Annotated in this window: 22 protein-coding genes; 9 read left to right on the plus strand and 13 right to left on the minus strand. The window is 59.9% G+C overall.

All coding sequences use genetic code 11. The features are described 5' to 3' along the window. The coding region (locus tag PH558_RS20390; RefSeq protein ID WP_285206191.1) for an efflux RND transporter permease subunit at positions 1-1993 on the plus strand (1993 nt) is incomplete at its 5' end. A gap of 124 nt (positions 1994-2117) precedes the next feature. Here the strand turns inward: PH558_RS20390 and PH558_RS20395 are convergent. From PH558_RS20395 to PH558_RS20425, 7 genes are all read right to left on the minus strand, one after another. Next, entirely contained in the window at positions 2118-2894 is a 777-nt protein-coding gene (locus PH558_RS20395) for a hypothetical protein (RefSeq protein ID WP_285206192.1), read from the minus strand. A gap of 141 nt (positions 2895-3035) precedes the next feature. Beyond that, complete coding sequence (locus PH558_RS20400; protein WP_285206193.1) at positions 3036-4091, minus strand: ABC transporter ATP-binding protein; 1056 nt, start codon at positions 4089-4091, stop codon at positions 3036-3038. A gap of 21 nt (positions 4092-4112) precedes the next feature. Next, positions 4113-4967, minus strand: coding sequence for a sugar phosphate isomerase/epimerase family protein (locus PH558_RS20405; RefSeq protein WP_285206194.1), 855 nt, complete (start codon positions 4965-4967; stop codon positions 4113-4115). Between the two features lie 28 nt (positions 4968-4995). Beyond that, the gene (locus PH558_RS20410) at positions 4996-6234 is read right to left on the minus strand and encodes an ROK family transcriptional regulator (protein ID WP_285206195.1); all 1239 of its coding nucleotides are present in this window, start codon (positions 6232-6234) and stop codon (positions 4996-4998) included. A 40-nt stretch (positions 6235-6274) separates the two neighbouring features. Beyond that, the gene (locus PH558_RS20415; protein ID WP_092716672.1) at positions 6275-7117 is read right to left on the minus strand and encodes a carbohydrate ABC transporter permease; all 843 of its coding nucleotides are present in this window, start codon (positions 7115-7117) and stop codon (positions 6275-6277) included. Beyond that, positions 7114-8043, minus strand: a complete 930-nt coding sequence (locus PH558_RS20420) for a carbohydrate ABC transporter permease (protein WP_113407029.1) — start codon at positions 8041-8043, stop codon at positions 7114-7116. The genes PH558_RS20415 and PH558_RS20420 overlap by 4 nt, the downstream gene beginning before the upstream one ends. Before the next feature lie 66 nt (positions 8044-8109). Further along, positions 8110-9408, minus strand: coding sequence for a type 2 periplasmic-binding domain-containing protein (locus tag PH558_RS20425; protein WP_285206196.1), 1299 nt, complete (start codon positions 9406-9408; stop codon positions 8110-8112). A gap of 275 nt (positions 9409-9683) precedes the next feature. On the opposite strand from PH558_RS20425, the gene PH558_RS20430 reads away from it, so the two are divergent. Further along, complete coding sequence (locus tag PH558_RS20430; RefSeq protein WP_113407062.1) at positions 9684-10730, plus strand: Gfo/Idh/MocA family protein; 1047 nt, start codon at positions 9684-9686, stop codon at positions 10728-10730. A 15-nt stretch (positions 10731-10745) separates the two neighbouring features. On the opposite strand, the gene PH558_RS20435 is transcribed toward PH558_RS20430, so the two are convergent. Together PH558_RS20435 and PH558_RS20440 are read right to left on the minus strand one after the other, a co-directional pair. Then, complete coding sequence (locus PH558_RS20435; RefSeq protein WP_095438630.1) at positions 10746-11882, minus strand: ROK family transcriptional regulator; 1137 nt, start codon at positions 11880-11882, stop codon at positions 10746-10748. 157 nt (positions 11883-12039) lie between these two features. Then, entirely contained in the window at positions 12040-12783 is a 744-nt protein-coding gene (locus tag PH558_RS20440; protein WP_285206197.1) for a YoaK family protein, read from the minus strand. A gap of 328 nt (positions 12784-13111) precedes the next feature. Here PH558_RS20440 and PH558_RS20445 point away from each other — a divergent pair, with 328 nt between their 5' ends. From PH558_RS20445 to PH558_RS20475, 7 genes are read left to right on the plus strand one after another with little or no spacing between them, the layout of a single operon-like run. After that, entirely contained in the window at positions 13112-13414 is a 303-nt protein-coding gene (locus tag PH558_RS20445; protein WP_113407025.1) for a helix-turn-helix domain-containing protein, read from the plus strand. Further along, entirely contained in the window at positions 13411-15432 is a 2022-nt protein-coding gene (hyfB, locus tag PH558_RS20450; protein WP_285206198.1) for a hydrogenase 4 subunit B, read from the plus strand. The genes PH558_RS20445 and hyfB overlap by 4 nt, the downstream gene beginning before the upstream one ends. Then, the gene (locus tag PH558_RS20455) at positions 15423-16379 is read left to right on the plus strand and encodes a respiratory chain complex I subunit 1 family protein (protein ID WP_285206199.1); all 957 of its coding nucleotides are present in this window, start codon (positions 15423-15425) and stop codon (positions 16377-16379) included. The genes hyfB and PH558_RS20455 overlap by 10 nt, the downstream gene beginning before the upstream one ends. Further along, a complete protein-coding gene (locus tag PH558_RS20460) occupies positions 16379-17044 on the plus strand; it encodes a hydrogenase-4 component E (RefSeq protein WP_113407022.1) in 666 nt (221 codons plus the stop codon). The genes PH558_RS20455 and PH558_RS20460 overlap by 1 nt, the downstream gene beginning before the upstream one ends. Further along, on the plus strand, positions 17041-18504 hold the full coding sequence (locus tag PH558_RS20465; RefSeq protein WP_113407021.1) for a hydrogenase 4 subunit F: 1464 nt from the start codon (positions 17041-17043) through the stop codon (positions 18502-18504). Before PH558_RS20460 ends, PH558_RS20465 begins: the two co-directional genes overlap by 4 nt. A 14-nt stretch (positions 18505-18518) precedes the next feature. Beyond that, complete coding sequence (locus PH558_RS20470; protein ID WP_285206200.1) at positions 18519-20030, plus strand: hydrogenase large subunit; 1512 nt, start codon at positions 18519-18521, stop codon at positions 20028-20030. 12 nt (positions 20031-20042) lie between these two features. Further along, positions 20043-20570, plus strand: coding sequence for an NADH-quinone oxidoreductase subunit B family protein (locus PH558_RS20475; protein ID WP_285206201.1), 528 nt, complete (start codon positions 20043-20045; stop codon positions 20568-20570). A gap of 244 nt (positions 20571-20814) precedes the next feature. On the opposite strand, the gene PH558_RS20485 is transcribed toward PH558_RS20475, so the two are convergent. The 4 genes from PH558_RS20485 to PH558_RS20500 form a co-directional block, all read right to left on the minus strand. Then, on the minus strand, positions 20815-21552 hold the full coding sequence (locus PH558_RS20485; protein WP_244575523.1) for a carbohydrate ABC transporter permease: 738 nt from the start codon (positions 21550-21552) through the stop codon (positions 20815-20817). A gap of 140 nt (positions 21553-21692) precedes the next feature. After that, positions 21693-22586 (minus strand): carbohydrate ABC transporter permease, encoded by an 894-nt coding sequence (locus PH558_RS20490; RefSeq protein WP_113407017.1) that lies wholly within the window; start codon positions 22584-22586, stop codon positions 21693-21695. A 65-nt stretch (positions 22587-22651) separates the two neighbouring features. Next, positions 22652-23911: an extracellular solute-binding protein gene (locus tag PH558_RS20495; protein ID WP_285206202.1), complete on the minus strand. Its 1260-nt coding sequence runs from the start codon at positions 23909-23911 to the stop codon at positions 22652-22654. Positions 23912-24072: 161 nt separating this feature from the next. Continuing rightward, the gene (locus PH558_RS20500) at positions 24073-26814 is read right to left on the minus strand and encodes a glycoside hydrolase family 2 protein (protein ID WP_285206203.1); all 2742 of its coding nucleotides are present in this window, start codon (positions 26812-26814) and stop codon (positions 24073-24075) included. Positions 26815-26855: the final 41 nt, after the last annotated feature.

Consider the following 26855-nt stretch of genomic DNA (forward strand, 5'->3'; position numbering starts at 1 on the left):
TTCCATCAACACATTGACAATGTTCGGCATGGTGCTGGCGATCGGCCTTCTGGTCGACGACGCCATCGTCGTCGTCGAAAACGTCGAGCGCGTGATGGAGGAAGAGGGATTGTCGCCGCGTGAGGCGACGATCAAGTCGATGCAGGAAATCACCGGCGCACTGATCGGCATCGCCACGGTGCTTTCGGCCGTGTTCATCCCGATGGCCTTCTTTTCCGGTTCGGTCGGCGTCATCTACCGGCAGTTTTCGGTGACGATTGTCTCGGCGATGGTACTGTCCGTCGTCGTCGCTCTTATCCTCACGCCAGCCCTGTGCGCCACCATTCTCAAGAAGCCGGCGCATGGGACACGTGAGCGCGGCCTGTTCGGCTGGTTCAATCGCAATTTCGAGCGGGGAACGCGCGGTTATCAGCGCACCATTCATGGCATGATCCGCCGCGGTGCCGTGTTCCTCGTCATCTTCGTCCTGATCGGCGTCGGTGTCGGTTATCTGTTCAATCGTCTCCCGAGCTCCTTCCTTCCGGAAGAGGATCAGGGACGCCTTCTGACCAGCATTCAGCTGCCCCCCGGCGCGACCGCTGAACGCACCCGTAAAGTGCTCGATCAGGTGATGGATTATTATCTAAACAATGAGAAGGACTATGTCGACGGCGTGTTTGGAAGCGTCGGTTTCAATTTCAGCGGTCAGGGCCAGAACGTTGCGGTTGCCTTCGTGGATCTGAAGGACTTCGATCAGCGCAGGACGCCGCAAGCCTCCGCCCAGGCGATCGCCAGACGCGCGATGGTCGCCTTCTCCAAGATCAAGGACGGTAATGTCTTCGCGCTGGCGCCGCCGGCAATCCCCGGCTTCGGCAATAACAGCGGCTTCGATTTCTACATCAAGGATATCAACGGCGCGGGTCATACCGCATTGATCGCCGCCCGCAACCAGTTCTTGGGTGCGGCGTCGGGGAGCACGAAGCTGAGCGGCACGCGCCCGAACGGATTGGACGATACGCCGCAATATTCGATCCATATCGATCAGGAGAAGGCTCGCGCCTTGAATGTCGATCTGGCGGATATCAATGGGACGTTGTCGACCGCCTGGGGCGGCACCTACGTCAACGACTTCATCGACCGCGGCCGCGTCAAGAGAGTCTATGTGCAAGCCGACAGCAAGTTCCGTATGCAGCCGGAGGATTTCAATCGCTGGTATGTGCGCAATTCCAGCGGCGACATGGTGCCATTCTCGGCCTTCGCCTCAGGTATCTGGACCTACGGTTCGCCGCGCCTGGAGCGCTATAATGGTGCTTCTGCCGTCGAAATCCAGGGTGCCGCTGCTCCCGGTGTCTCCTCGGGCGACGCCATGAACGAGATCGATAGGATCATGGCGACCCTGCCGCCCGGCTTCAGCCACGATTGGACCAGCCTGTCCGCTCAGGAAAAACTTTCGGGTAACCAGGCAAGCCAGCTCTACGCGATTTCGATCCTGGTCGTCTTCCTGGCGCTCGCCGCCCTCTACGAGAGCTGGTCGATCCCGTTCGCCGTCATGCTGTCGGTCCCGATCGGCATCTTCGGCGCGCTGCTGGCAGCCACCATCTTCGGCCAGTCGAACGATGTCTACTTCAAGGTCGGCCTGCTGACAACAATCGGTCTGGCGGCAAAGAACGCCATCCTGATCGTTGAATTCGCCATCGAGCAGCAGAACCAGGGCAAGAACCTGATCGATGCGACGCTCGAGGCGGCAAGGCAACGTCTGCGGCCGATCCTGATGACCTCATTCGCGTTCATCCTCGGCGTGCTGCCGCTGGCGATCGCCAACGGGGCCGGTTCCGGCAGCCAGAACTCGATCGGCATCGGCGTCATGGGCGGCATGATCTCGGCAACCGTGCTCGGCATCTTCTTCATCCCGCTGCTCTTCGTCTCCGTCCGCCGTGTCTTCAAGGGCAAGAGATCGACCGATGCAACGGGGCAAGAACCGGACGTTGCCACGGCAACGCCGGATACGCCGTAGTCAGCATGCATAAAGGCCCGGCGTCAAAGCTGGGCCTGCCGCAGCATGGGGAATGCCCTAGGAACGAGCTTACGTCGAGAGCATCGGGGGTCGCAATTGCCTTCAGCTCATTCAGTTTTGATGGCTACTTTGTTTCGAGAGTGCAAAGCACCCCACACTCGCCATTTTCGAAGGCCGATTTGAACGTGAGCGCTTTCTCGTGTTCAGCGCCGGCTAAAGCCGGCAGGATTGCCTCGGTTTGAGCGACCAGTGCCGCCCTGTCGGCGCGAGGGGTTGAGGCGGCGATGACTGCGGCGTCGTCTGCAAGGGCACTCAGCAGGATGTCCCTATTGGCAGGGTTCAGACCCGGCGAGCGTACCATCAGGATCATGCTCGTGATCATTTCATTTATGCCGAGGCGTACTTGCTGCAATCCCGTCCGACGTGGCGCGGTCATTTCGCCGGCGGGAAGCGTGCTGACAAAGTCGGCAATTGCCTCGAGCTCGGCTGCTTGAACCTTTAACAGATAGGCGGCGGCCCGAGAGACCTCGTCCTGATACTTGGCCGTATTGGCGGCCGTATCGGGCAAAGCTCCCTGCTGAGATGTAAACAGCAAGTAGGTCTTGTAGAGCGCGCCCGCGCGATCAGCAATCGGCAAAAGTGCCGGAACATCAGACGATCTGTAAGGCGGGGCACCCAGCGTGGTCTTCACGTTCCAAAAGCGTTCGAGGACCCTGGCGTGATCCGGTATTGACCAGCGTGGCAAATCACCTTGCGCACGGGTCTGGCGCGCCAGCGCATCAAGCGCTTGATACGAAGCCGCCGCCTCACTTTGGTTTGACGGCGACATGTTTGCAGAAGCCGTTGATGACAAAAGGCCGAACCAGATGGTGGCGAGAAGTGTTGGGAACGCGTATTTCAAAAAATCACCCTGGCTGTTTCAGTGATGTTGATCGCCTTGACACATGTTCGTGTAAGTAGCGCGACCGTGATCCGTGACAACCGGACGCCGATCACGCGTTCGGCGCTTTCTAGCCGTAGTTAAAGCTGTCTTCCTATTCGGCTACCGGCTCCCTCCATCAGCGATACGCTGCCCATTTTCGTCGAAGAGATGGACGGCGTTATGAGCCGGAGCGATACGCAACGTATCGCCGGGTGCGGCCCTGATCCGCTCGCGGAACACGCAGGTGATCGTCTGCGTGCCGAGGCGGGCAATCACCATCGTTTCGGATCCCGTCGGTTCGACGACGACGGTTTCCACCTCGATGCCGTCGGTCACCAGCTTGATATCCTCGGGACGAATGCCATAGGTCACGGCAGTCGGCGGATGTTGTTCGCTCGGCAGGATAAGTCCGTCGGTGGTGCGGAAACCGGCGTTCGTCATGCTACCCTTGATGAAATTCATCGCGGGAGAGCCGATGAAACCCGCGACGAAGAGATTGACTGGGCGGTCATAGAGCTCAAGCGGCGATCCGGATTGCTCGATCAGGCCGTCCTTCATGACGACGATCTTGTCGGCCATGGTCATCGCTTCGATCTGGTCATGCGTGACGTATATGGTCGTGGTCTGCAGTCGCTGGTGCATCTCCTTGATTTCGGATCGCATCTGGACGCGAAGTTTTGCATCGAGATTCGACAGAGGCTCGTCGAAGAGGAAGACGGCCGGATCGCGAACGATTGCCCGGCCCATGGCAACGCGCTGCCGCTGCCCGCCGGAAAGCTGTTTCGGATAGCGTTCGAGAAGATTTTCAAGCCCGAGGATTTTCGCTGCATTGCCGACGCGCTGATCGATTTCCGCCTTCGGCATCCGCTTCAGCCGCAAGGAGAAACCCATGTTCTTGGCGACCGTCATATGAGGATAGAGGGCATAATTCTGGAAGACCATCGCGATATCGCGATCCTTCGGCGCGAGATCGTTGACGATATGCTTGCCGATCTGGATATCGCCCGAGGTGATCCCCTCCAAGCCGGCGATCATTCTGAGCAAGGTGGATTTTCCGCAGCCCGAGGGGCCGACGAGCACGACGAACTCGCCGTCGCGGATATCGACCGACACGCCCTTGATCGCTTTGAACGCGCCATAATCCTTGCGCGCGTTGTTCACTCTGACATGTGCCATTTTCCATCCTCCCGGATAGCTTCAAAGCCCGTTCAAGACCTTTCGGAGATAGGCGAGGCCGAGGCGCTCGCCCTCCTTCCGTTGAGCAAGATCCTTGCCCGGCCAACCGAAAGCCGCATCCTCGTGTTCGATCGAAAGCGTGCCATCAAAGCCGTTGGCGCGCGCCTGACGCAGGAAGCGCGGCCAATCGAGAAGTCCATGGCCCGGCAGCTTGTACTGCCACCACCCCTTGCCGTGATAGCCGACGGCCTGCTGTACGGCCGTATCGATTGCCGTGTCCTTGGCATGAAGGATGGCGATGCGATCCTTGACCGCATCCATGGCGGCATAGGGATCGACGCCGATGCGGATGAGATGGGAAGGGTCGAATTCAAGGCCGAAGCGCTTGTCGGGAATTCGTTTGAAGAGCTCCTGCCAGCCTTTTGGCGTGGTGCCGATGAAATTGTCCTTTGGGCCGGGCCAGTTCTCGATCGCGAAGTTCAACCCGCTCGGTGTCGTCCTTTCGATCAACCGGTTGGCGAAGTCGGCGAAATCGTCATAGTTGGTATCCTCGTCGGCGCTGTCGTCGCGCCCGGGAAAGATTATGAAGATCGGCACGTCCGCTTCGCCGATCGCGTCGGCGAATTCCTCGGTGATGGCTCGAAGCTCGCCGCGTTTGGCGCGATCGGCATCGAGCTGATTGCCGAAAAAGGCGATCGAGGAGACGAAGAGATTGCGGTCGCGGGCAAGGGCGACCGCCGCCCGCACCTTGTCCGGCGTCTTGATATGGCCGCGAACATCGATTTCGATCGCATCGAAACCGGCGGAAGCGGCGAAGTCCACCACCTCCTCGAATGGCCTGTCATTGAATGTCGACGTATAAAAACCGATCCTCATCAAAATCCTCCCTGCGGTCGCGGCCAATTCAATTGTTCAGGCGATCCATGAATTTGAGCGGTGAACGTGTGCGCTGGGCCTCGTCGGCCGAGGCGAGCATGAGGGCTGCCGCCATCGGCATTGCGGCGGCGCCCATTGCGCAGGCGTCCTCGCCGAGCGAGGCACGGTGGATCGATGGCAGCGCGGTATCCTCCATATCAAGGTGGTCGTGGACATAGCGCAGCAGCTCATCGATCATGCGAATGGGCAAGCGACCGCCAAGGATGATGGCATCGGGATCGACGATCATGCCGATGTGCTTGACCGCGACGGCGAGATGCGCGCTCATCCTCTTTAGCCATTGGGAGACCAGTTTCCTGCCGCGGGCATCCAGCGTGAGGAGGTCCGAGGGCACGCTTGCCTCGATGCCGTGCTCGCCCAGGAACTTGTAGAGGAAGAAGAGCGAGAATATTTCGCCGAGAAGCTCGACTTTCTGGCCTCCCCTATGGCCGGGATCGGCGATTGGCAGCCAGCCGATCTCGCCGCTCAGGCCCATGGCGCCATGATGGCCAGCGCCGTCGAGCACAAGCCCGCCGCCGGGGCAGGCATTGATCGCGATATAGAAGAAGCTGCGGCTTTCGGCTCCAAGCCCGTAGTCCAGTTCCGCAAGTGCTCCCGCATTGGTTTCGTTCTCGATGAAGACGGGATGCTGCGTCAGGTTCTCCAATGCGGCGCGCACGTCGAATTCCATCCACTCCCTATAATTATCGGGCTTACCCAGGAAGTCGATCTCGCCGAGCCAGTCCGGCATGGCAAGTCCGATGCCGGCCAGATGCGCATCGTCGATCAGGCGGCTGCGCTGGAAATGCGAGATCGCATCGGCGGTCAGCTGCATGAATTCGCCCGGCAGGATGTAGCGCTTTTCGTGGTGGACGCGGGCGCGCACGTTGCCGACGGCATCGACGGCAAGGATCGTCAGATGGTCGCGATCGATGTTGATGCCGATCGCAAAGAAGGCGTCAGGGTTGATCTCGAGCTCGATCGCCGGCTGCCCCCTCAGGCCGTGGCGCCGGCGGGCTTCGATGATTAGGCTTTCGTCGAGCAGGCGATCGACGATGCGGGCAATCGCCGGCTTGGTGAAGCCGGTCTGCCGGGCGATTTCCGCGCGTGAAATCGGTGCCTGTCTGTGGATGCAGCGCAAAACGACGGCTCGATTGTGCTCGCCCGCATCCTCGACATTGGCTCCCGTCAGGTCGGGAGACAGCTTGACACCGGTCGTTTGGTTCATCGGCGGGATCCTTTATCAGTCTGGCACGCGCAAACCGGCATCACCCCTTCACCGAGCCACTGGTCATGGAGCCAAGGATCAGCCGCTGCAGCGACAGAAACGCCACGATCGCCGGTACGACGGAGATGAGGCAGGCGGCCGCCAACAGCTGGATGGACGAGTCGGTTTGCATGCCACGGAAGTTAAAGATCCCGACGCCGATCGGCATCAAATTGTTTTGCGTGAGCAGCAGAAAAGGGACGAGAAATTGCGACCAGCCGGCAATGACCGTGATGATGAAGACGGAGGCGATGCCCGGTGCCGACAGTGGCAGCACGATCCGCCAGAAGACCGAGAAACGGTTGCATCCGTCGATCATCGCGGCTTCGTCGAGGCTGCGGGGAATTCCGTCGACAGTGCTCTTCAAGAGCCATGTCGCAAGCGGCACGCCGAGCGCGATATAGACCATCGTCACGGCGAAATGCGTATCGAGCAGTCCGAGGCGGTTCATGTAGCGATAGAGCGGCACCATGATGACCAGCGGCGAGATCATCTGAAAGAGCAGAAGCCCCATCATAGACAGGCCCTTACCGCGGAACTGGAAGCGCGAGAAGGCGTAGGCCGCGGGCATGGCGACGATCAAAACGCCGAAGCCGCTCAGGGCCGCAAGCTTCAGGCCGTTCCAGAGATAGAGTGGGAAGTAGCTGTTGTTGAGGACGGTGATGAAGTTGTCGATCGTCGGGTTGTGCGGAATATAGCGCGCCACGCCGCGATAGATCTCCCGCTTGTCGCGCAGCGCCATCGACAGAAGGTAGGTGAGGGGGCCGGCGAAGAAGACGAACATCGCCAACATGAAGAGATAGCTCAGAAAATCGCCGAAGCGCGTGCCGGTGCGCCTGCTCATCGTTCATCCTCCTTCGGCAGGAATGAAGCGTAGACGATGGCCAGTCCGAGGCTGATGATCAGCATCAGCACGGAAAGCACGCTGCCGCCGGACAGGTCGTAGTTGCGGAAGACGATGTTGAACACATAGAGCGATATGACTTCGGTGGCACGGCCAGGCCCGCCGCCGGTCAGCGTGATGATCGCATCGAAAGTGTTCAGTGTCATGATGGTAATGAGGATCATGTTGACGAGAATGGCGGCGCGCAACTGCGGAATGGTAATGAAGAAGAACTGCTGCGAGCCCGTCGCGCCATCCACTTCCGCCGCTTCGTAGAGCGAGGGGTCGATCGCCTTCAATGCGGCATACATGACGACCATCGAGAAGGCCGTTCCGCGCCAGATGTTCGAGATCAGGGCTGACCAAGGGGCGATCGCAGGATCGGAAAGCCAGGCGACCGTCGGCAGGTGCATGAGCCGCAGAATGCTGTTCAGCGCACCATAGGGCGCTTCCGAAAACAGCATCTGCCAGATGATGCCGCCGGCAATGCCGGGCACGACCCAGGCGATGAGCGCCGTGGTTCTCAGGATCGTCGTGCCGAACAGGCCGCGCTTTTCGCCGCGAACGACGACGACGGCAACGGCAAGGCCAAGAATCTGCTGGCCGATGACGCTGCCGCCGACGAAGACGAGGGTTGCCCAGAGGATATCGGGAAGCTGCGGCGAACTCAGCATGTTCGCAATAGAAGCGAGCGTATAATCCTGATTGTCGCCTATCAGCGTCGCATTGGTGAAAGACAGACGGAAGACGTCGATCACCGGATAGAGATAGAAGATGCCGATGACGATGATCACGGGCATGATCCAGGGCAGCGGCGCTCCGGCGAAGCGGCGCATGAACGATCTGCTGTGCGGCCGGGTGGCAGCCTCGATGGCGATTGGGGTCATTGGGCTTCTCTGTCCGGTTGATACGGCCGGCGGCGCCCCTCAAGGGCGCTGCCGTGATCGCGATCGTTAGAGACGCTTGTAGGCCTCCATCGTCGCCTTGAATGCCGCGTTTAGGGCTTCTTCCGGCTGCTTGGTCCCCGAGAGGACGTCGCCCATCATGATCTGGATCTGGTTGGAGATTTCCGGATAGATCGGCGCGCCCGGGCGGGCCTGGCCGTTGGCGAGAGCTTCGGCAAAGGTCTTGTTGGCTTCGGTTGCGAAGACGTCATATTTGTCGAAGAGCGATTTGCGCGTCGGCAATTGCTGTTGAAGCGCATTGCCCGGCCCCATATAGATGTCGCGGGCAAGATTGGCGCACATCTCGACCTTGTCTTTATCCTTGCTGAAGGAAGCGATCGTCCAGCCGCCCGTGCCTGTGGAACGCTGATCGGCGGTCGGGCCGGGGATCGGGGAGAAGGTCCAGTTGGCGAACTCGTCCGGGTCCAGCGTTGCTTTCAGCTGGGCGAGCTGCCAGTTGCCGCCGATGAAGAGCGCCGTGGTTCCGGCAGCTGCGGCCGCGTTCAGATCGTCATAGTTGCCGATCGTGGTTACGCGCTTGGGTGCGGCGCCGGAATCGACGAGATCCTTGTAATAGCTCAGTGCCTTGAGAAATTTTTCCTTGTTTTCACCCTCGCCGAAGACCGGCTTGCCGCTATCGTCAACGAGCTTGCCGCCGAGCGCCCAGTAATTGGCAAGCCAGTCAAAGGTCGAGCCCTCGTAGCGGCCGGCATTGAAGAGGATGCCTTCCATGCCCTCCTTGACGGAGGCGATGCCGGCCTTCTTCAGGTCGTCCCAGGTCTGGGGTGCGTCGGGAACGATGGATTTGTTGCGGTAGAGGACACGAAGGTCGGTGTCCCACCACCAGGCACGGATCGTCTGATCCTTATCAGTGATGCCGTTGCGGATGAAGGGAAAGAGATCGGCGATTTCGTCCTTCGAGAAATAGGGAGTGAAGTCGGCGAGCACATGATTGACCATGAATTGCGAGAGGACGAAGGAGTCGACGGCGGCGCAATCCGGAGCATTGCCGGCCTTTGCCTGTTCGAGCATTTTTGCCTGTTCCGTGCCGATATCTGCCGACATGAACTGCATCTGCAGCTTCCAGTCGGGATGTTTCTTGATGAAGTCGACGAAGAGCTTCTGATAGCCCTGTGCGATCGCCGGATCGGCATTGTTCTGACTATCGTTCGTGAGCCGGACAGTGAGTGTTTTCGGCGCATCGGCAAGGCCGATCCTATCCTTTGTCGCCAGTTCTTGGGCAAATGCGGCAGGCACTGAAAACAACATTGTGCTCAGCGCTAGCGCGCTGACGAACGCTCTCTTCATGATGGGTCTCCTCCCCATTTTAAACGGATACAGCATGGTGGCCAGTTGACCTCTCCTCATTTCCATGCTGCATTAATTAGATTAAGTTACTTTGGTTTGATGTCAAGTCGCAGCTCGGGAGGATTGAGATGCTGGTGACATTCGACAGCGGTTAGCGGCCTCAAGCCGTATTTCCCGATCACGGAACAGTCGAGCCATCGTGGGTATCCGCGGTGGGCAGTGAGGCTTTGCCTCGGCTATGAAAATAGCCAAACCTGACATCTATGGAGGATCAGATGCGCCTACTCATTCTCGGCACGGGCGGAATGGCCAACAAGCATGCAGCAAGTTTCAAGGAGATCGAAGGCGTCAGCGTGGTGGGGGGCGTTGACGTCGTTCCTGAGCGGCTGGCGGCCTTTTGCTCGGAACACGGCATCCCCAATCGTTTCGGCTCGCTCGAGGAAGCGCTCGCCTGGGGAGAGTTCGATGCCGTCGCCAACGTGACGCCTGACGCTGTTCACCACCCGACGACGCTGCAGGCGATTGCTGCAGGCAAGCATGTCTTCTGCGAAAAGCCTCTTGCGACAGACGCGACCAAGGCGATGGAAATGACCGAGGCTATCGAGAAAGCCGGCAAGGTCGGCATGGTGAATTTCACCTACCGCAATTCGCCTGCCTTGCAGAAGGGCCGGCAAATGGTGCTCGCCGGCGAGATCGGCGAAGTGAGGCATGTCGAAGCCTCCCATCTGCAAAGCTGGCTTGTTGGCCGGCATTGGGGCGACTGGAAGTCGGAGAGCAAATGGCTGTGGCGCCTAAGCAGGAAGCACGGTTCGAACGGCGCGCTCGGCGATATCGGCATCCATATCGTCGACTTTGCGTCCTATGGTTCCGGACTTGACGTCGCTCATGTTTTCGCGCGGCTGAAGACCTTCAGCAAGGCGCCGGGCGACAAGATCGGCGAATACGATCTCGATGCGAATGACAGCTTCACAATGAATGTCGACTTCACGACGGGAGCGATCGGCACGATCCAGGCGACGCGCACCGCCGCGGGGCAGATGGACCAACTGCGCTTGAGGGTCTACGGCGAGACCGGTTCGATCGAGATGATCTACGACACAGGAAAATCGACGCTCCGCGCCTGTCTCGGCGAAGATGTTCACACGGCGACCTGGCGTGATATCCCCTTCGGTGACGTTGAGACGAACTACCAGCGCTTCGTTCAGGCCGTCAGGATGGGCAAGACCCAGGAACCCTCCTTCCGCCGCGCGGCAAACATACAGAAGGTCCTGGACAAGGCACTCGCCTCGGACATCAGCCATAAAGACGAGGCGCTTGCCTGAATCCAGAAGCGAGATTCAGCCGGAGACCGGCGGCAGAAGAGTGTTGAGGAAAGGCAGGAGTGCCGCCCCCAGCGCCACGCCGCCGCCGCTGAAACTTGCTGGCTTCATCGGCGAAATCCAGGGCGTCAGGAAAGGCCGTTTCGACGTGTCGCGGCGCTCGACGGAAAGCTGATGGATCAGCGCCTCGATGACGCCTCGCGGCAGGTCGCCGCCGATCATGATCACGCTCGGCGCGATGAAGCCGGCAATCGCGATGATCGGGTCGAGCAGATGGCTTGCCGCCTCGCGTATCCACTGCGCTATCAGCGGGGAAGATGGCTCCTCGCCCGCCAGAAGGCGCCGGAATTCGTCGTCGCTTACCAATCTGCGCAGCGCATCGAAGCCGACGACCGTGTTCAAGCGGATATTGTCGGGACCGGTGCGCATCTCGCCGATATTGCCCGCGCGTCCATGAACGCCCGAATAGGGAACGCCACGAACGAGAAATCCGGCCTGGACATCCTCGTCGATGATGATCATCGCGAGTCCGCCTCTCGGCGCCGGTGTGCCGATCGTGCGCTCGGCGAGCAGGCTTGCCGTGCATTCGTTCTCGACATAGCTGCGCGGGAGTTTCGATGCGGCATCCAGCTGCTCGCTTTCTTCCGGGCTCCAGTCATTCGAGCCAACACCCAGGCCGATGATCGGCAAGTCGGCATGGCGACCAATCATGTCCTCGATCGCCGAAAGGATCGATGCGACCCTCGTTGTCCGGGTGAGGGGAAAATAAATGCGGTCGTGAACCTGGCCGCTGAGATCGACGAGAACCGCTTCGCCGCGATTTTGACGGGCACGAATGCCGATCGAGAAGGCCCCTTCTGGTCGCAGGGCAAATTCAGTTGAGGTCGCACCGCCGCCGGCGCCATTGCGCCGATGCGATGTTACCAGCCCTTCATCGCCAAGCCGGCGCAGAATATTTGTAATTCCCGGCCCGGTCAGTCCAGAATGTTTTCCGAGCTCCATGCGGGTCAAAGGCCCGTGTCGGCGGATCGCCTCCAGGATGACGCGAATATTTCTATCGGCGATTTCTCCCGACCGCAGACCGAGTGTCTTGCCCCGCGTAACGTCCGTCTCCTCCGGTTGGCGCCACCGTGGCCCGGATCGAAGATACCGCATGACCGATTTCCTTGCGTACCCTGACGCTTGTGTATCACGGACAAATGACGATGCCGCCAACTATTTTCCAACCGATGCGTACAAGCTATTGATTTTATGAGGGCCGTAACCGTGCTGTTTTGAGTGACTTTCGGAATTCAAGCACCCCTAATAAGGGTCATAAGGCTTGTGGTTTAACTCCGGCAGCCGCTATTTTTCGTGCGCGTAAAATTGCATCCAGTGCAATCAGCGTCAGCAGAGCTGCGGCCAATAGGAGAAGGTTGCCACCGATGACTCGGTAGGCGAATACTCCGAAGACACCGCCGAGAAGAAACGAGACGATCGTGTAAAGATGCAATTGGAGTTTGCCCAGATTGTGCCGCGCCTCCGAAGGCTGCTCACGTCCTCGCAAGGCGTCCAGGGCAATGGCCAGCTCGATGCCTATATCCGTTGCCATCCCGGAAACATGCGTGGTGCGAACCCGAGCGTCCGAGATGCGGGTGACGACTGCGTTCTGAAGACCCATCAGGAATGCAAGCCCGAGGACGAGAACTGGGGTGCGCCAGGCAGCAAGCAACCAGAGATCTGCACAGCCGAGCGCGGCAAGTAAGATAGCCTCGGTCAGAATACTATAGGCATAGATCGCATGAACATTGCGCCGGCGACCGGCGTTGATAATCAGCGTCGACGTCGCGGCACCCAGGATGAAGACAATGACAATCCCGCCGTAAAACAGGCTCGACAGCCACTGTCCCTCGGCAAGGTGATCGGATAGCGTCGATACATTGCCCGTCATGTTGGCTGAGAAGAAGCCGACGGCGTAGAAGGCCGATGCATTCAATGCGCCGGCGATTGCCGCCAGGCAAGCCGCCAGCCGGCGGTCAATTTTCTCGTTGCGATGAGTGCCTTGTCTTACAAGCATGCGGGCTACTTCTGGCGGATACGGATCGGGGACATCGGAAGCCTTTGCTCTTTCCCGGAATTCAGGCCGAACATCTTTCCGAACCTGAGCCAGAAACCGTCAAGCTCTCCTCCATTCTCGGCACTGCGAGATCGGGTTGTGGCGATTTCTACGAAGATCAACTGTCCGAAATGATGATGATTTGTCTTACTACTCGGCAGGGCAGTCTCACAAGTCAGCTTTTGGCTTTGCGTGAAGATGCCGCATCATAAATGTGATTTGATACATCAGTAAGCATGCGCTAAACTGCTAACATCAGAGCTTATGAAGCATAAGTGATGGTTCCGCCATGATCACCGCCGCACAGATGCGTGCCGCCAGAGCCCTTCTCGGTATAGATCAGCGCCAACTCGCGGAATTGGCGGGGGTATCCGTTCCGACCATCCAACGGATGGAGGCAAGCCCTGATGTGGTGCGCGGCAATGTCGATTCCCTGATGCGATTGCTGGCGGCTTTGAGCGAAGCCGGCGTTGAGGTGATCAGCGAAGGTGCGGTCAGCCAGGATGGAGGGCGCGGCGTCAGGCTGAAGACCAAGCGGCCGGAGAGCGGGGCGCCTGGATTGCCCGGGCGAGGAATGAGGCCTCGCTCATGATCTTCCTGGCCGCGATCCTGCTATGCTCGGTCTTCCTGCTTGCAACGGTAGCTTTTGCGGTCTGCATCGCCCGGTCGAAACAGGCAACGAGGCTCACCTATGGCTTAAGCTGCGGTCTGTCGGCAATCGCCTTTGCCGCAGCGATCGGCGCACTCGCCATGGTGGTTTCTCCCGATGCCACATCTACGCTCGTACTTCCGATCGGCCTGCCGTGGATCGGCAGTCATTTCCGTCTGGATGCGCTATCCGCCTTCTTTCTGACGGTCGTCAATTTCGGCGGCATGCTTTCGAGCCTGTACGCGGTCGGCTACGGCCGCCACGAGCACGCGCCGCACCGTGTGCTGCCGTTCTTGCCCGCTTTCGTCGCAGGCATGAATCTCGTGATCCTTGCGGATGATGCCTTCACCTTCCTGATGTCCTGGGAGTTCATGTCGCTTGCCTCCTGGGCGCTCGTGATGGCCCATCATCGCGATGCCGGCAACCGGAAAGCCGGCTATCTCTATATCGTCATGGCGAGCTTCGGCACACTCACTCTCCTGCTCGCCTTCGGCCTGCTTGCAGGACCGGATGGCAATTACAGTTTCGCCATGATGCGTGCCGCCGTCCACGCGCCGCTGACCTCGGGCCTGGTCCTCGTCTTGCTGTTGATCGGTGCCGGATCCAAGGCCGGGCTGGTGCCTCTGCATGTCTGGCTGCCGCGAGCGCACCCGGCGGCCCCCAGTCATGTTTCCGCGCTCATGAGCGGCGTCATGACCAAAGTCGCGGTGTACGGCTTCATCCGCGTGGTCTTCGATCTGCTCGGCCAGCCGGCTTGGTGGTTCGGCGTCGTCGTTCTGGCGGTCGGCGGCATCACTGCGGTTCTCGGCATTCTGCACGCGCTGATGGAGAGCGATCTCAAGCGTCTGCTTGCTTATAGCACCATTGAAAATATCGGCGTCATCTTCGCCAGCCTCGGACTGGCGCTTGCGTTCAAGGCGAACGGCATGGAGCTGGCGGCCGCCTTGGCGCTGACGGCCGCGCTATTCCACGTTCTGAACCATTCCCTCTTCAAGAGCTTGCTTTTCTTTGGCGCCGGCGCCGTGCTGACGACAACCGGGGAACGGGACATGGAAAAGCTGGGCGGGCTCATCCATCGCATGCCGGTGACCGGTCCGGTCTTTCTCGTTGGCTGCCTCGCCATCTCGGCTCTTCCTCCCTTCAATGGTTTCGTTTCCGAATGGCTGACATTTCAGGCCGTGCTGCAAAGCCCGGCCCTGCCGCAATGGGGATTGAAACTGCTGGTGCCGGCCGTGGGCGGCCTGCTTGCCCTTGCCGCCGCCCTTGCCGCGGCCTGTTTCGTCAAGGTATTCGGCGTGACGTTTCTTGGTCGTCCCCGCAGCCCGCCGACCGAACGGGCAACCGAGGTCGATTGTTTTTCCCTCGCTGCCATGTCGGTGCTGGCTTTCCTTTGCCTTGCCGTCGGCGTCCTGCCGGGGATCGTCATCGATGCGCTCGCACCGCTGACGCTTTTGCTGATCGGCGAGCGCATGCCGGTACAGACGGATATTCCGTGGCTGTCTATCGTGCCGATCGCCGAAGCCCGCAGCTCTTATAACGGCTTGCTCGTTTTCCTCTTCATCCTCTTTTCGGCGTCGTTCACGGCCTATCTCGTCCACCGATTTGGCTCGCGGCGTATCCGACGGGCGCCGGCCTGGGATTGCGGCTTTCCACTGAGCAGCCCGGCAACGCAATATACCGCCAGCAGTTTCGCCCAGCCCATCAGGCGCGTCTTCGGCACGCTGATCTTTCGTGCGCGCGACCGCGTCACCATGCCGCCGCCGGGCGATCTCCGACCCGCACGGTTCGCCCTGGAAATGCACGATTATATATGGGAAAGCCTTTACCTGCCCATCATCGGCGCGGTCGGCTTTGCCGCGGAAAAACTCAATTATCTGCAGTTTCTGACAATTCGGCGCTATCTGAGTCTGGTTTTCCTCACGCTCGTCCTGCTGCTTCTGGTGCTGGCGCTATGGTCATAGTCTCCGCCCTTTTCGTCCAAGCCTTCCAGATGTCCCTCGTCGTGCTGCTGGCACCATTGCTGACGGGAATTGTGCGCCTGTTCAAGGCGCGGCTGTTGCGTCGTCGCGGGCCGTCCCTGATACAGCCCTATCGCGACCTTGTCCGTCTTCTGCGCAAGGAAGCAGTGGTTGCGGAAAATGCGTCCTGGCTGTTCAGGGCAGCACCCTATCTGATCTTCGCCGCGACATGGGTGGCGGCCGCCATCATCCCGACCTTTGCCACCGGCCTCCTCTTCAGCTGGACCGCGGACCTGATCGCCATCATCGCACTGCTTGGCAGCGCACGCTTCTTCCTGGCGCTTGCCGGCATGGATGTCGGCACCAGCTTCGGCGGCATCGGCTCGAGCCGCGAGATGATGATTGCGACGCTGGCCGAGCCGTCGATGCTGCTCATCATTTTCACGCTTGCCCTGGTGGCCGGCTCGACCCAGCTTTCCGCCATCGCTGTCTTCATGACCTCATCGCAGGTGGGGTTGCGCGTGTCGCTGGCGATTGCCCTCATTGCCCTCGTCATGGTCGCGATCGCCGAAAATGCCCGTATCCCCGTCGACAATCCGGCGACCCATCTGGAATTGACCATGGTGCACGAAGCCATGGTGCTCGAATATTCCGGGCGGCACCTGGCCATGATCGAGCTCGCGGCATCGCTCAAGCTATTGCTTTACATTTCGTTGATCGCCTGTCTTTTCGTTCCCTGGAAGCTCGTGGCTTTCGGGTCCGGGCCGCTTGCCTACCTGATCGGATTGTTTGCCTATCTCGCCAAGCTTGCAGCCGGCGGTGCCCTGCTTGCATTGTTCGAAACGGCGACTGCCAAGATGCGCGTGTTCCGCGTGCCGGAATTCCTCGGTGCCGCTTTGATGCTCGGTCTGCTGGCCGCACTGCTGCGTTTCGTGTCGAGGGGGCTCTGATGATCGGGTCGGTCTTCGACATCGCCCACATGCTCGCCGGCGGTCTGGTACTCGTCAGCATGATGATGCTCTATCAGGACCGTCTTTATGCGCTGCTGAACGTCTTTGCGCTGCATTCGCTGGTGCTGACGCTGTCGGTTGCCTGGCAGGCCCTTATCCAGGATGCGCCGCATCTCTTTGTGACGGCGGCGATCGCTCTCGTTTTCAAGACGATCATCATTCCCGTGGTGCTGCATCGCATGATCCGCCAGCTCGGCATCCATCGCGAGATAGAGACTGTCGTCGGCGTTGGCCCCACCATGCTCGTCGGCCTGGGACTGGTGGCTCTGGCCACCGTCGTCATGCTGCGGGTGACGCCGTCGGCCGATCCGATCGCACGCGAGGATCTTGCTTTCGCTCTATCGGTTCTGCTGCTGGGACTGCTGATCATGGTCACGCGCCGCAATGCCGTCAGCCAGGTCGTCGGCTTCATGACCCTGGAAAACGGATTGGTGCTCGCGGCGACCGGCGCCAAGGGCATGCCGCTGGTGGTGGAGATCAGCGTCGCCTTCTCGATCCTGATCGCCTTCATCGTCATCGGCGTCTTCCTGTTCCGCATCCGCGAACGTTTCGACACGGTCGACGTCCGGGCGCTCGACGACTTCAAGGGGAGACGTCGAAAATGAACGCTCCCTCCTCCCTCCTCGGTTTCGACGCGGTGACGGCCGTCCTCGTCGTTCCGATCGCTGCCGCGGCCCTCCTGGCGCTCCTGCCTGGCTATCGCATGACGGCACGGCTGAACATGGTCGCGAGCCTTTTGACACTACTTGCGGCGCTTTTGCTTTTTTTCAGCGCCCGGCTGCCACCGGGGCGATATCTGCTCGTGGACGACCTCAATATCGTCTTCATCGTGCTGAATGCCTTCGTCGGCTTCACCACCAGCGTCTTCAGTGCCGGCTACATCGCCCACGAACTGGAGATCGGCCGCCTGACGCCGGCCAATCTGCGATTCTACCACGCGATGTATCAGATCATGATTTTTGGTATGAATCTGGCATTCGTGTCGAACAATATCGGTCTGATGTGGGTGGCGGTGGAACTGGCGACGCTGACCACCGTGCTGATGGTCGGCATCTACCGCACCCATGAGGCACTGGAAGCGGCCTGGAAGTATTTCATCCTTGGAAGCGTCGGTATCGCCTTCGCATTGTTCGGCACCATCCTCGTCTATCTGGCCGCTCAGGCCGTTGTCGGCACCGGCTACGACGCCATGGTCTGGACGACGCTGGTAGAACACGCCGGCGGCTTCGATCCGGCACTTCTCAATCTCGCCTTCATCTTCCTGCTGCTCGGTTACGGCACCAAGGTCGGACTTGCGCCGCTCCATGCCTGGCTCCCGGATGCGCATGCCGAAGGGCCGACACCGATCTCGGCGGTGCTTTCAGGCCTTCTGCTCAACGTTGCGCTCTATGCCGTTTTGCGTTTCAAGATATTGCTTGCCGCCAGCCCGGACGCAATCAGCCCCGGGCCGCTCATGATGACGATGGGGCTCGTCTCGTTGATCTTCGCTGCCTTCATGCTTTACCGCCGTCGCGACATCAAACGCTTGTTTGCCTATTCTTCGATCGAACATATGGGCATCATCGTTTTCGCCTTCGGTCTCGGCGGCTCACTCGCCAATTTTGCCGGCCTGTTGCATATGGTCATGCATTCGCTGACCAAGTCGGCGATCTTCTTTGCCGTCGGCCATATCGCCCAGATCAAGGGGACGCAGAGGCTTTCTGCCATCCGGGGTCTTACCGAGACGCATCCGGGGCTCGGCTGGGGTTTGCTGGCCGGCGTGATCGCCATTGCCGGCCTGCCGCCGGCCGGCATCTTCATGAGCGAGTTCCTCATTGTCAGCTCGACCTTCGCGAAGCAGCCGCTGCTAGCCATTCCGCTTGTCTTTGGGCTGCTGGTTGCTTTCGGAGCTCTATTGCTGCGATTGACCGGCGCTATCTTCGGCCAGCCGCGCGGCAGCGCTGCCCCGGCTGAAACATCCTACTTGCCGATGTTCCTGCATCTGGCGCTGGTGCTCGGAGCCGGTATCTACCTGCCGCCGCCGATGGTTGCCTGGTTTCAGCATATCGCCAATCTTCTCCGATGATGCGGGGCAGGACTATGTCGATGTTGGATGATCTCACAGGAAATGGCCGCCCGGTTTCGCATCATGGGCCGTGGCCACGCGCAGTTACCGATTCTTCCACCTGGATATCGGCGGCCTTGAGGTTGTCGGAAGGGCGGTTGACGATGCTCGGCCTCTGGGGCGAGCGCAACGCCGTGCATATGGCGCTCCTCGACGAGCAAGCCGGCAGGAGCGCCATCCTTAGCCTGGAGGAACTGCAGACTGGCTATCCCTCCGTCGCACAGTACCATCCGCCGGCATTACGCCTGGAGAGAACGCTCCGTGATCTCACGGGATTGGAGCCGGAAGGTCTCCCGGACAGCAGGCCATGGTTCGACCATGGCCGCTGGGGCCTTAGATTCCCACTGGGACAGCGCAGTGCGCCTGCTTCTGAATTCTCCTACCCCTTTCTGCCCGCCGATGGAGAAAACCTGCACCAGATTCCGGTCGGGCCAGTGCATGCCGGCATTATCGAGCCAGGGCATTTTCGCTTCACGGCCAATGGTGAAACCGTCGTTCGCCTCGAGGAACGGCTCGGCTATGTCCACAAGGGGATCGAGGCGCTGATGGCGGGCGCCGATCTGGCCCGTGGGCTGCAGCTTGCCGGGCGGACATCCGGTGACAGCAGCGTCGCCTATGCCTATGCCTTTTCACGGGCCGCGGAAGCAGCCCTTGGGCTCGAGGTGCCGCTGCGTGCCGTTTGGCTGCGGGCGCTGATGGCCGAACTGGAGCGGCTCGCCAATCATCTGGGCGATATAGGCGCCATCTGCAATGACGCCGCCTTTGCGCTGATGCTTGCTCATTGCGGCGTGTTGCGCGAGCAGGTGCTACGTGCCGCCGACGCCGCCTTCGGGCATCGGCTGATGCGCGACCGTATCGTGCCTGGCGGCGTTGCCGCCGATCTCGACAGCAATGGAAAGGCCGGCTTACGGGCGCTACATGCCGAGATCAGCCGGAAATTTCCTGCTCTCGCTGAGCTCTATGACAATACCGCCTCGCTTCAAGACCGGACGGTCGGTGCGGGCACATTGGAGAGTGGGTTTGCACGTCAATATGGTGCGGGCGGTTACATCGGGCGGGCAGCCGGCCGCAGTTTCGACACCAGGCGTAACCTTGCCTATCCGCCCTATGATGAGCTGACCTTCGATGTACCATCGCTCGGCGACGGTGACGTAAACGCCAGGATATGGATCCGCATTCGCGAAGTCGAACAGAGCCTCTCGCTCATCGAGCAGATTCTCGATCGGCTGCCGGACGGTCCGATTCTTTCGGATGTTCAGGCTGCCAATGACTTTCGAGAGGGTGTGGCGCTAATCGAAGGCTTCCGCGGAGACATTCTGGCATGGCTGCGCCTTACACCCGAGGGCAGGATCGAGCGCTGCCATCTGCGTGATCCCTCCTGGTTTCAGTGGCCGCTGCTGGAGGCTGCGATCAAGGACAATATCGTCGCCGACTTTCCGCTCTGCAACAAGTCATTCAACTGCTCGTATTCGGGGCACGATTTGTAAAGGCAAGAGACCATGCGCAAGCTCCTGTTCGAAAGCTTGATCCGACCGCCCCTGACGGAACCTGCACCGGCCAGTGCCGGTGCAGCGGCTGAAGAGCTCGCGGCCGCGGTGGATAGTAAAGCGCATCGCAGGCTCGGTCGCAGCCTGGCGATCCGCGCCATCGATGCCGGCTCCTGCAATGGTTGCGAACTCGAAATGCATGCTCTGAGCAACGCATTTTATGATATCGAACGGTTTGGCATCCGTTTCGTGGCCTCGCCTCGCCATGCCGATGTGCTCATGGTCAGCGGTCCGGTGACAAAGAACATGGCGGAAGCCCTCGAACGGACATACAATGCAACGCCGGAACCCAAATGGGTCGTTGCGCTGGGCGACTGCGCGCGTGATGGCGGCTGCTTTGCCGGGAGCTATGCCGTGGTCGGCGGCGTTTCGAAGATCGTGCCCGTCGACTTGCACATTGCCGGCTGCCCGCCTTCACCCACGGATATCCTCAAAGGCTTGCTGGCACTGCTTGACCATGTCATCGAAGGGAGCTGCTAGGTGTGTAGTCCCTGAGTGTGATCGTGCATCATTGGTTCTGAGCCGTCAGGAGGAGGAAGCATTCTTCACGGCAGGCCCGCACGATACCGCTATCTTCTTCGCGGCCAGACCTATGGACTAACGAGGAGATGGTGGGAGAGGCGCTCGCCCCGGTCTGCGAAAAAATTACGATCGCCACGAAATTCGGCTGGGATATCGATCAGGAAACCGGCCGGCATCGCGGTGGAGTCAATAGCAAGCCGGCCTATCCCTTTATTCCGGCCGAAAGCATGATCGCGCGCGTGATCTGCTTCTGAAAGACAAGGTAGAGAACGGCGACGGGAAGGCCGGCCAGAACAGCGGCGGCCATGTCCTTGGCAAAACGCACGCCGAAGACATCCTTCACCTGGGTAATCCCGACGGGAATGGTGATCGTGCCGTCCGATGTTGCGACCAGGAATGGCCACAGGAAATTATTCCATGCCGCGATGAAGGTTGTGATGCCGAGCGCAGTGATCACGCCCCAGTTCATCGGTACATAGATCTTCCAGAGCGTTCTCAAGTGCCCGGCATTGTCGAGCATCGCCGCCTCGCGGAATTCCTTTGGAATCTGGTCGAAGAACTGCTTGAGGATGATGATGACCGATGGCACCACCAGCTGCGGCAGCACGATGCCGCCCCAGCTGTTGATGAGTCCGAACATGTTCATCAACACGAAATGGTTGATGATGAGCGCCTCCGCCGGCACCATCACCGAGGCGATCAACGCTCCATAAATCATACGGCGGCCGGGAAACTGGATTTGGCTGAGCGCGTAGGCGCAGCCGACGCTCATCACAAGCACCAGAACTGCAATGATCGCCGAGGTGCCGACCGAGTTCATATACCATTGCACGATGCTGGAGTGCTCGATCACGTAACGATAGGGTTCGAGCGTCGGTGCCTTCGGAAAAAGCCCGGGTGTCCGGCTGACCACCTCCGTGTCGGATTTGAGCGACGTCATGACCGCCCAATAGAGCGGAAAGAACCAGATGAGAGCGCCGAACGCCGTCAGTGCGGTCAGTGCGCGCCCGCTCCAACCTCTCGAAGCGACATGATTCTTCGCCGTGGTCAGCTCTGTCTGCGCACTTGTTGTGAGAGCGCTCATTTTTCCCCTCGTGCACGCAGGAACTGATATTGCAGGACGGAGGCAATGAGAATGATGACGAATAGGATGGTGGCGACGGCGGCGCCTTCGCCACCCTTGTTCTGCTTGAAGGCTAGATCGTAGATGACGGTCATGACAACGGCCTGCGCATCCGCCGGCGTGTGGGCGAAATAGCCAAGCAGATAGGGCTGCGCGAAGATCTTGAATTGCGCAATCAGCTGCAGTGTCAGAACGAGTGCTGTGACCGGCCAGATCAGTGGCCAGGTTATTCTTGAAAACACCTGCCAGCGGTTGGCATTGTCGAGTGCGGCCGCCTCGTAGACGTCAGGCGAGATGCTGCGCAGCGCCGCAAGAAATAGAAGGATGTTAAAGCCGATCGTCCACCAGATGGTGACCACGGCAACCGACGGCATGAAATAGGTTGGCGAACGCAGCACCGGGAGCGGTCGCCCGCCGGTAAACAGACCGATGACATTCTGGATGACGCCGTATTGCATGTTTGCAATCCAGGTCCAGATCTGCGTCACCACCGACACCGGCAGGATCGAGGGCAGAAAAAAACAAGCGAGAACCAGCATCTGCATGCGTCCGCTCAGACGATTGATGCCCATGGCAATGAACAGCGCCAGAAACGTGCCGGGGACGACGGTCAGGACGATGAAGTAGAGCGTATTCAGAAGCGCCTTTTGAAATTGCGGTGAGGAGAGCTGGCGCGCATAATTGTCGAGGCCAACCCATTCGCCGGGGCCGATCAGCGGCGCATTGGTCAGGCTCATCGCTACCATCCGCCACGTCGGATAGGCGAAGATCACCAGAAATGCGACGACCGCCGGTGCGACCAGCAGCGCGGCAACCACATTATCCTGTTTCCTGTTGCTGACCGCGGCCATCCGTCACCTCTCTCGCTAATGCAGCCCCGGGGCAGGGAGGCGTCCCGGGGCTGTCGAAGAAAACGTCACTGAGAGTTCATGTGATCGCGAAACTTCTCGAGCGTTTCCTTCACATCGCCGTCACCGTTGAGCGGCCCGGACGCCATGTTCTGCCAATCGTCGTCGAATTTCGAAGCCGCACCCGTCAGCGGCGTCTTTGGCATGTAGAAGGCGTTGAGTGCCATGGCGGCATAATCCGCTTGCGGCTTGAGCGCCTTGTAGGCGGCCGAGGTGCTAACCGGCAGATAGGCCGGAATGTGGCCGGCCGCAGCCCATTCCAGCGAATTCACGTTCATCCAGCGGATTACTTCGAGAACCGCCGCGCGTTTTTCCGGGGTCATGGTGACGCCGACATTGTTGGGGATCACGAAGGAGTGCGAGTCCGACCAGTTGGCGGGCTTGCCCATCCAGGCCGGGATGTTGACCATGCCGTAATCGAAGCCGTTGCCCTTGGCCACTTCGGTTTCCATGGTCGGCAGTTCCCAATTGCCGTTCAGGAAGAACGCGGATTGTCCGGCGAGAAAAGTGGGGGTGATGGTCTCGGTGTCGATATAGGGCTGCGCCCAGCCTTGCTTCACCCAATCGGCGACTTCATTGTAGGCTTTTTCCATCTTGTCGAAATTCTCGCCCTGCAGGAACTTGCCGTCGGCTGTCAGTTGGCCGCCCTCCTGGCCAAACAAGGTATAGATATCGCGCAGATCACCGTTGGATGAGGAGATGACGATGCCGTTCTTGCCGGCGTCCTTCGCCTTGGCCAGCACCGCGCGCCAGCCTTCCAGCGTGTCGATGCCGGTCGGCTTGCCGTCGTTGCCCAATGCGCCCAGCTCTTTCAGTATAGTCTTGTTATAGTAGAGCACTTCTCCGTGCACGTCGAAGGGGACGGCATAGCGGACGTTATCGACCGTCGAGGCGGCGATTGCGTTCGGCGGATAGTCACTGTCTTTCAGTCCGACGGCATCGAGCTCCTTCGGATCGATCGGCGAGACGGTCTTGGCCGCAACTGCGGCTGCCAGGCGTGACAGGTGGTATGTGGCGATATCAGGCCCCTGGCCGACGGCGGCGGATGTCTGCAGCTTGGTATAGTAGGGGATACCCCATTCGAGCGTCGTGCCCGTGATCTGGATCTTGTCCTTATGCTCGTCGTTGAAGCGCTGAATCAGCGCCTTCATTCGCACACCGTCGCCTCCGGACAGAAAGTCCCACCAGACGACGTTTTCGATTGCGAATGCCGGAAAGGCAGTCATGAGGGCTAACGCCGCAATCGATGTTCTCAACAGGTTACGCATTCTCTCTCCTCCAGGCTGTTCTGTTTTCCTCCCGGGCCGCTCTTTACTGGATGGCCCTTATGCCTTGCGCAGCGGCTAACGAGCCGCGTGATATCCCTTGCAGCTGTCTGGACCGCCTCGACTTCCTCCGGTCATATGCGGCGGTTCAATCTTCTGGCCACCTATCCCGCTGCCGTCTCGATGATGCAATCAAGCAAGGTCGCCGCCACCGGATCGACACCGGCCGCTTCGCGCATCAGGCCGAAGGTCGTGGCGACGATACGGCCGGCGCCAACCTTCCTTTCGGCAATGGTTGCACATGGCTTGTGGATCCAGCCCACCATCGTACCTGCATGCACCAAGCCGTCGAAATGGATCGGCCGAAAACCGGTGATGACGCGGTTCGGGTTGACGCCCACGAAGGAGAGATCGGTCAACGGGCCGCCCGGTATGCGTTCGAATTTTCCCGAACGCTTCACCCAGCTGAAGCCGGTGACCCAATTGCCTTTCCAGATGGTGCCGTTGCGTTCGGTGACGCGCATCTGCGGCATGGATTGCCCGCGATCGCCCCCGGCCGGGTAATTCCAGTTGGGCTGGTCGTTGCGCAGATTGCCGAACGGCAGTGGTGCCACATCGGCAAGCGACACATAATGGGCGCCGTGCTCCATGGCGTCGATATCGGCCTGACTGAGAGAAGACGCAACTCGCACATCCGCCTTGCCGGCCTCGACAACCGCATAGCCAAGCGCAGTCAGATATTCCGCGATCTCAGGTTCGGCCGAGAAGACGGAAAGGGTTGGCTTGGAGCGGCTGCCATAGACGCTGACATCGAGGCTGTTGCGCGCAATCTCCTTGCCGCCGGCGGTGATGGTAAACAGGATGCTGATCTGCCTGCCGGCCATGGCCGCTGCAAAGGGTAAAGAAAGTGTCGCCAGATGCTGTACCGATGTTGCGCTCGCAGCCGGGATCGCCATCTTTCCGGCGGGCGCACCATCGATGCTCCAGCTCAGTTCGGCGGCGGGGAGCGCCTTGCCCCCGGTCGAGATTTCGAGCTCTATATCGGCGGTATCGCCTGCCCACACAGCATGGCGCTGCATGCGTGGGATGATGACGACATCGGTGTTAATCTCGTGGAAGCGGTTGTGGTAGGCGCGCGTATTGCGCTGCATGTCCATCAGGCCATTGGCTTCCCAGTGCAAATCGGTCAGCTCGGTGATGACATAGCCCTGAATAGAGGCATGGCGGCGCATCTCTTCGATTTCGAATTTGAGCGCATTGAACTGATGCCACTGCGTGTCCTCGATGAAGGAGCCGAAGGACGAAAAGACCTTGTCGAACTGATAGGTGCGGAAGCGCTGTTCGACGCCATGCGGATAGGTCGCGCCGTCGCTGTCCCACTCCAGGCCGTTGATGAACCAGAAAGGTTCCTTGCCGTCCTGCTTGAGCTTTTCGGGATGCGGGAGGCCCCAGACGCCGAACTCGGAGACGACGAGCGGTTCGTCGCCGCGCCGTTTTGCATCGCCGTTCGGCGAATAGGACCACTCAGGCCGCGCCGCGAAAGCCGATACCCAGTCAGTCCATTCGCGTGCCATTTCCGGAACCGAGGCGTAGTAGTGATAGTCGTCTATGTCGGAGACGACATGGAAGTTCGGAATGCAGGCGGAATTGTCGACGACCAGCCGTGTCGGGTCCTTCTTCTTCAGCCAGTGATAGGCGCCTTCCAACCAGGCTCGCTGATCGGCGCTTTCGACGAGGCGCGTTCCCCAATCCTCGTTGATGATGGTCCAGATCACGATGGAGGGGTGATTACCGTCGCGGCGCAGGATCCCTTCCATCGTATCGAGCAGGCGCTTCGCCGATTTTTCAGTGAAGGTCTGAATGTTCGGAATCTCCGTCCAGACCAGCAGGCCAAACCGGTCCGCCACATCGTAATAGCGCGGATCGGGAACCTTGATATGGCAGCGCAGCAGGTTGAGGCCGAGCTCCTTCGCCTTGCACGCCTGATCCTCCAGGAACTCCAGCGACGGCGGCGTATAGATGCCCTCGGGATAATAATCCTGATCCAGCGCGCCGCGCATGTAGAAGGGTTGCCCGTTCAGAAAGAACTTTCCATCCTTTGCCTCGAAGGTTCGAAAGCCGAAATTCTGCTCGGCGGCATCGATAATGTTGCCGCCCTCGGATAGCTCGGCAACGGCCCGATAAAGAGCGGGATCGTCGAGTGACCACGCTTCGACATCGGCGACTTTGAGCACAGCCGAAATTCGGGCCTTGTCGTTGAGTGCTAGTTCGCTCGAAGCCGCGACCGCACCGTTACGATCCAGAAGCGTGATCTTCAAGGCGCCCGTAAAAGCCGCTGCCAGCTCGACGTCAATGGCGACATCGCCCGTTGCGAGATCCGCGCGAATGGCTTGGTGGATGATATGTGCCTCGCAGCGGCATTCCAGCCAGACCGATTGCCAGATGCCACCCAGCATTCCGTACCAGCTCTGCTTGCCATGCGGGATCTCGTCGAACGGGAAATCCGGGAAGGCCCGGACATCGGCGCTCGGCAGCATAACCTTCACATCCAGACGTAACTCGCCGGTCAATAGATCGGGAGGGATGACGAATTCGAAGGGCAGATAGCCGCCTTCGTGGGAGCCGAGGGCGTGATCGTTGACCGAGACTTCGGCGAAATAGTTCACGGCACCGAAATGCACGATGACCTGACGGCCAAGCCATTCCTGCGGCACAGTGAAGGCGCGGGAATAGGTTGCCACGCCAGCGGCGGCCCGCAGATGCGGAAAATGAGCCTGCCAGGGTGCGGGCACGGCGATCGTCGTCGGCTTTTGCCCTTCCAGCTGAAAGTTCCAGGTTCCGTCGAGAGACAGGCGTGCACGCGGCCCGGAATGAGTATCGGCGAAACGGCGGGAGGCGATGGTCATGGCCGCGAGCTTTTCGGTTGGATTAAGTCACAAAATAAGTT

Source organism: Rhizobium pantanalense (assembly GCF_030182525.1).
Classification (GTDB): Bacteria; Pseudomonadota; Alphaproteobacteria; order Rhizobiales; family Rhizobiaceae; genus Rhizobium.

Excerpts from the sequence above, each read along its gene's own strand:
- PH558_RS20410 (WP_285206195.1), bottom strand. The coding sequence starts at position 6,234 with ATGAACCAAACGACCGGTGTCAAGCTGTCTCCCGACCTGACGGGAGCC.
- PH558_RS20415 (WP_092716672.1), bottom strand. The coding sequence starts at position 7,117 with ATGAGCAGGCGCACCGGCACGCGCTTCGGCGATTTTCTGAGCTATCTC.
- PH558_RS20500 (WP_285206203.1), bottom strand. The coding sequence starts at position 26,814 with ATGACCATCGCCTCCCGCCGTTTCGCCGATACTCATTCCGGGCCGCGT.
- PH558_RS20485 (WP_244575523.1), bottom strand. The coding sequence starts at position 21,552 with ATGACGTCGCTCAAATCCGACACGGAGGTGGTCAGCCGGACACCCGGG.
- hyfB (WP_285206198.1), top strand. The coding sequence starts at position 13,411 with ATGATCTTCCTGGCCGCGATCCTGCTATGCTCGGTCTTCCTGCTTGCA.
- PH558_RS20435 (WP_095438630.1), bottom strand. The coding sequence starts at position 11,882 with ATGCGGTATCTTCGATCCGGGCCACGGTGGCGCCAACCGGAGGAGACG.
- PH558_RS20445 (WP_113407025.1), top strand. The coding sequence starts at position 13,112 with ATGATCACCGCCGCACAGATGCGTGCCGCCAGAGCCCTTCTCGGTATA.
- PH558_RS20420 (WP_113407029.1), bottom strand. The coding sequence starts at position 8,043 with ATGACCCCAATCGCCATCGAGGCTGCCACCCGGCCGCACAGCAGATCG.
- PH558_RS20470 (WP_285206200.1), top strand. The coding sequence starts at position 18,519 with ATGTCGATGTTGGATGATCTCACAGGAAATGGCCGCCCGGTTTCGCAT.
- PH558_RS20475 (WP_285206201.1), top strand. The coding sequence starts at position 20,043 with ATGCGCAAGCTCCTGTTCGAAAGCTTGATCCGACCGCCCCTGACGGAA.
- PH558_RS20455 (WP_285206199.1), top strand. The coding sequence starts at position 15,423 with ATGGTCATAGTCTCCGCCCTTTTCGTCCAAGCCTTCCAGATGTCCCTC.
- PH558_RS20490 (WP_113407017.1), bottom strand. The coding sequence starts at position 22,586 with ATGGCCGCGGTCAGCAACAGGAAACAGGATAATGTGGTTGCCGCGCTG.
- PH558_RS20495 (WP_285206202.1), bottom strand. The coding sequence starts at position 23,911 with ATGCGTAACCTGTTGAGAACATCGATTGCGGCGTTAGCCCTCATGACT.
- PH558_RS20425 (WP_285206196.1), bottom strand. The coding sequence starts at position 9,408 with ATGAAGAGAGCGTTCGTCAGCGCGCTAGCGCTGAGCACAATGTTGTTT.
- PH558_RS20430 (WP_113407062.1), top strand. The coding sequence starts at position 9,684 with ATGCGCCTACTCATTCTCGGCACGGGCGGAATGGCCAACAAGCATGCA.
- PH558_RS20460 (WP_113407022.1), top strand. The coding sequence starts at position 16,379 with ATGATCGGGTCGGTCTTCGACATCGCCCACATGCTCGCCGGCGGTCTG.
- PH558_RS20440 (WP_285206197.1), bottom strand. The coding sequence starts at position 12,783 with ATGCTTGTAAGACAAGGCACTCATCGCAACGAGAAAATTGACCGCCGG.
- PH558_RS20400 (WP_285206193.1), bottom strand. The coding sequence starts at position 4,091 with ATGGCACATGTCAGAGTGAACAACGCGCGCAAGGATTATGGCGCGTTC.
- PH558_RS20465 (WP_113407021.1), top strand. The coding sequence starts at position 17,041 with ATGAACGCTCCCTCCTCCCTCCTCGGTTTCGACGCGGTGACGGCCGTC.
- PH558_RS20405 (WP_285206194.1), bottom strand. The coding sequence starts at position 4,967 with ATGAGGATCGGTTTTTATACGTCGACATTCAATGACAGGCCATTCGAG.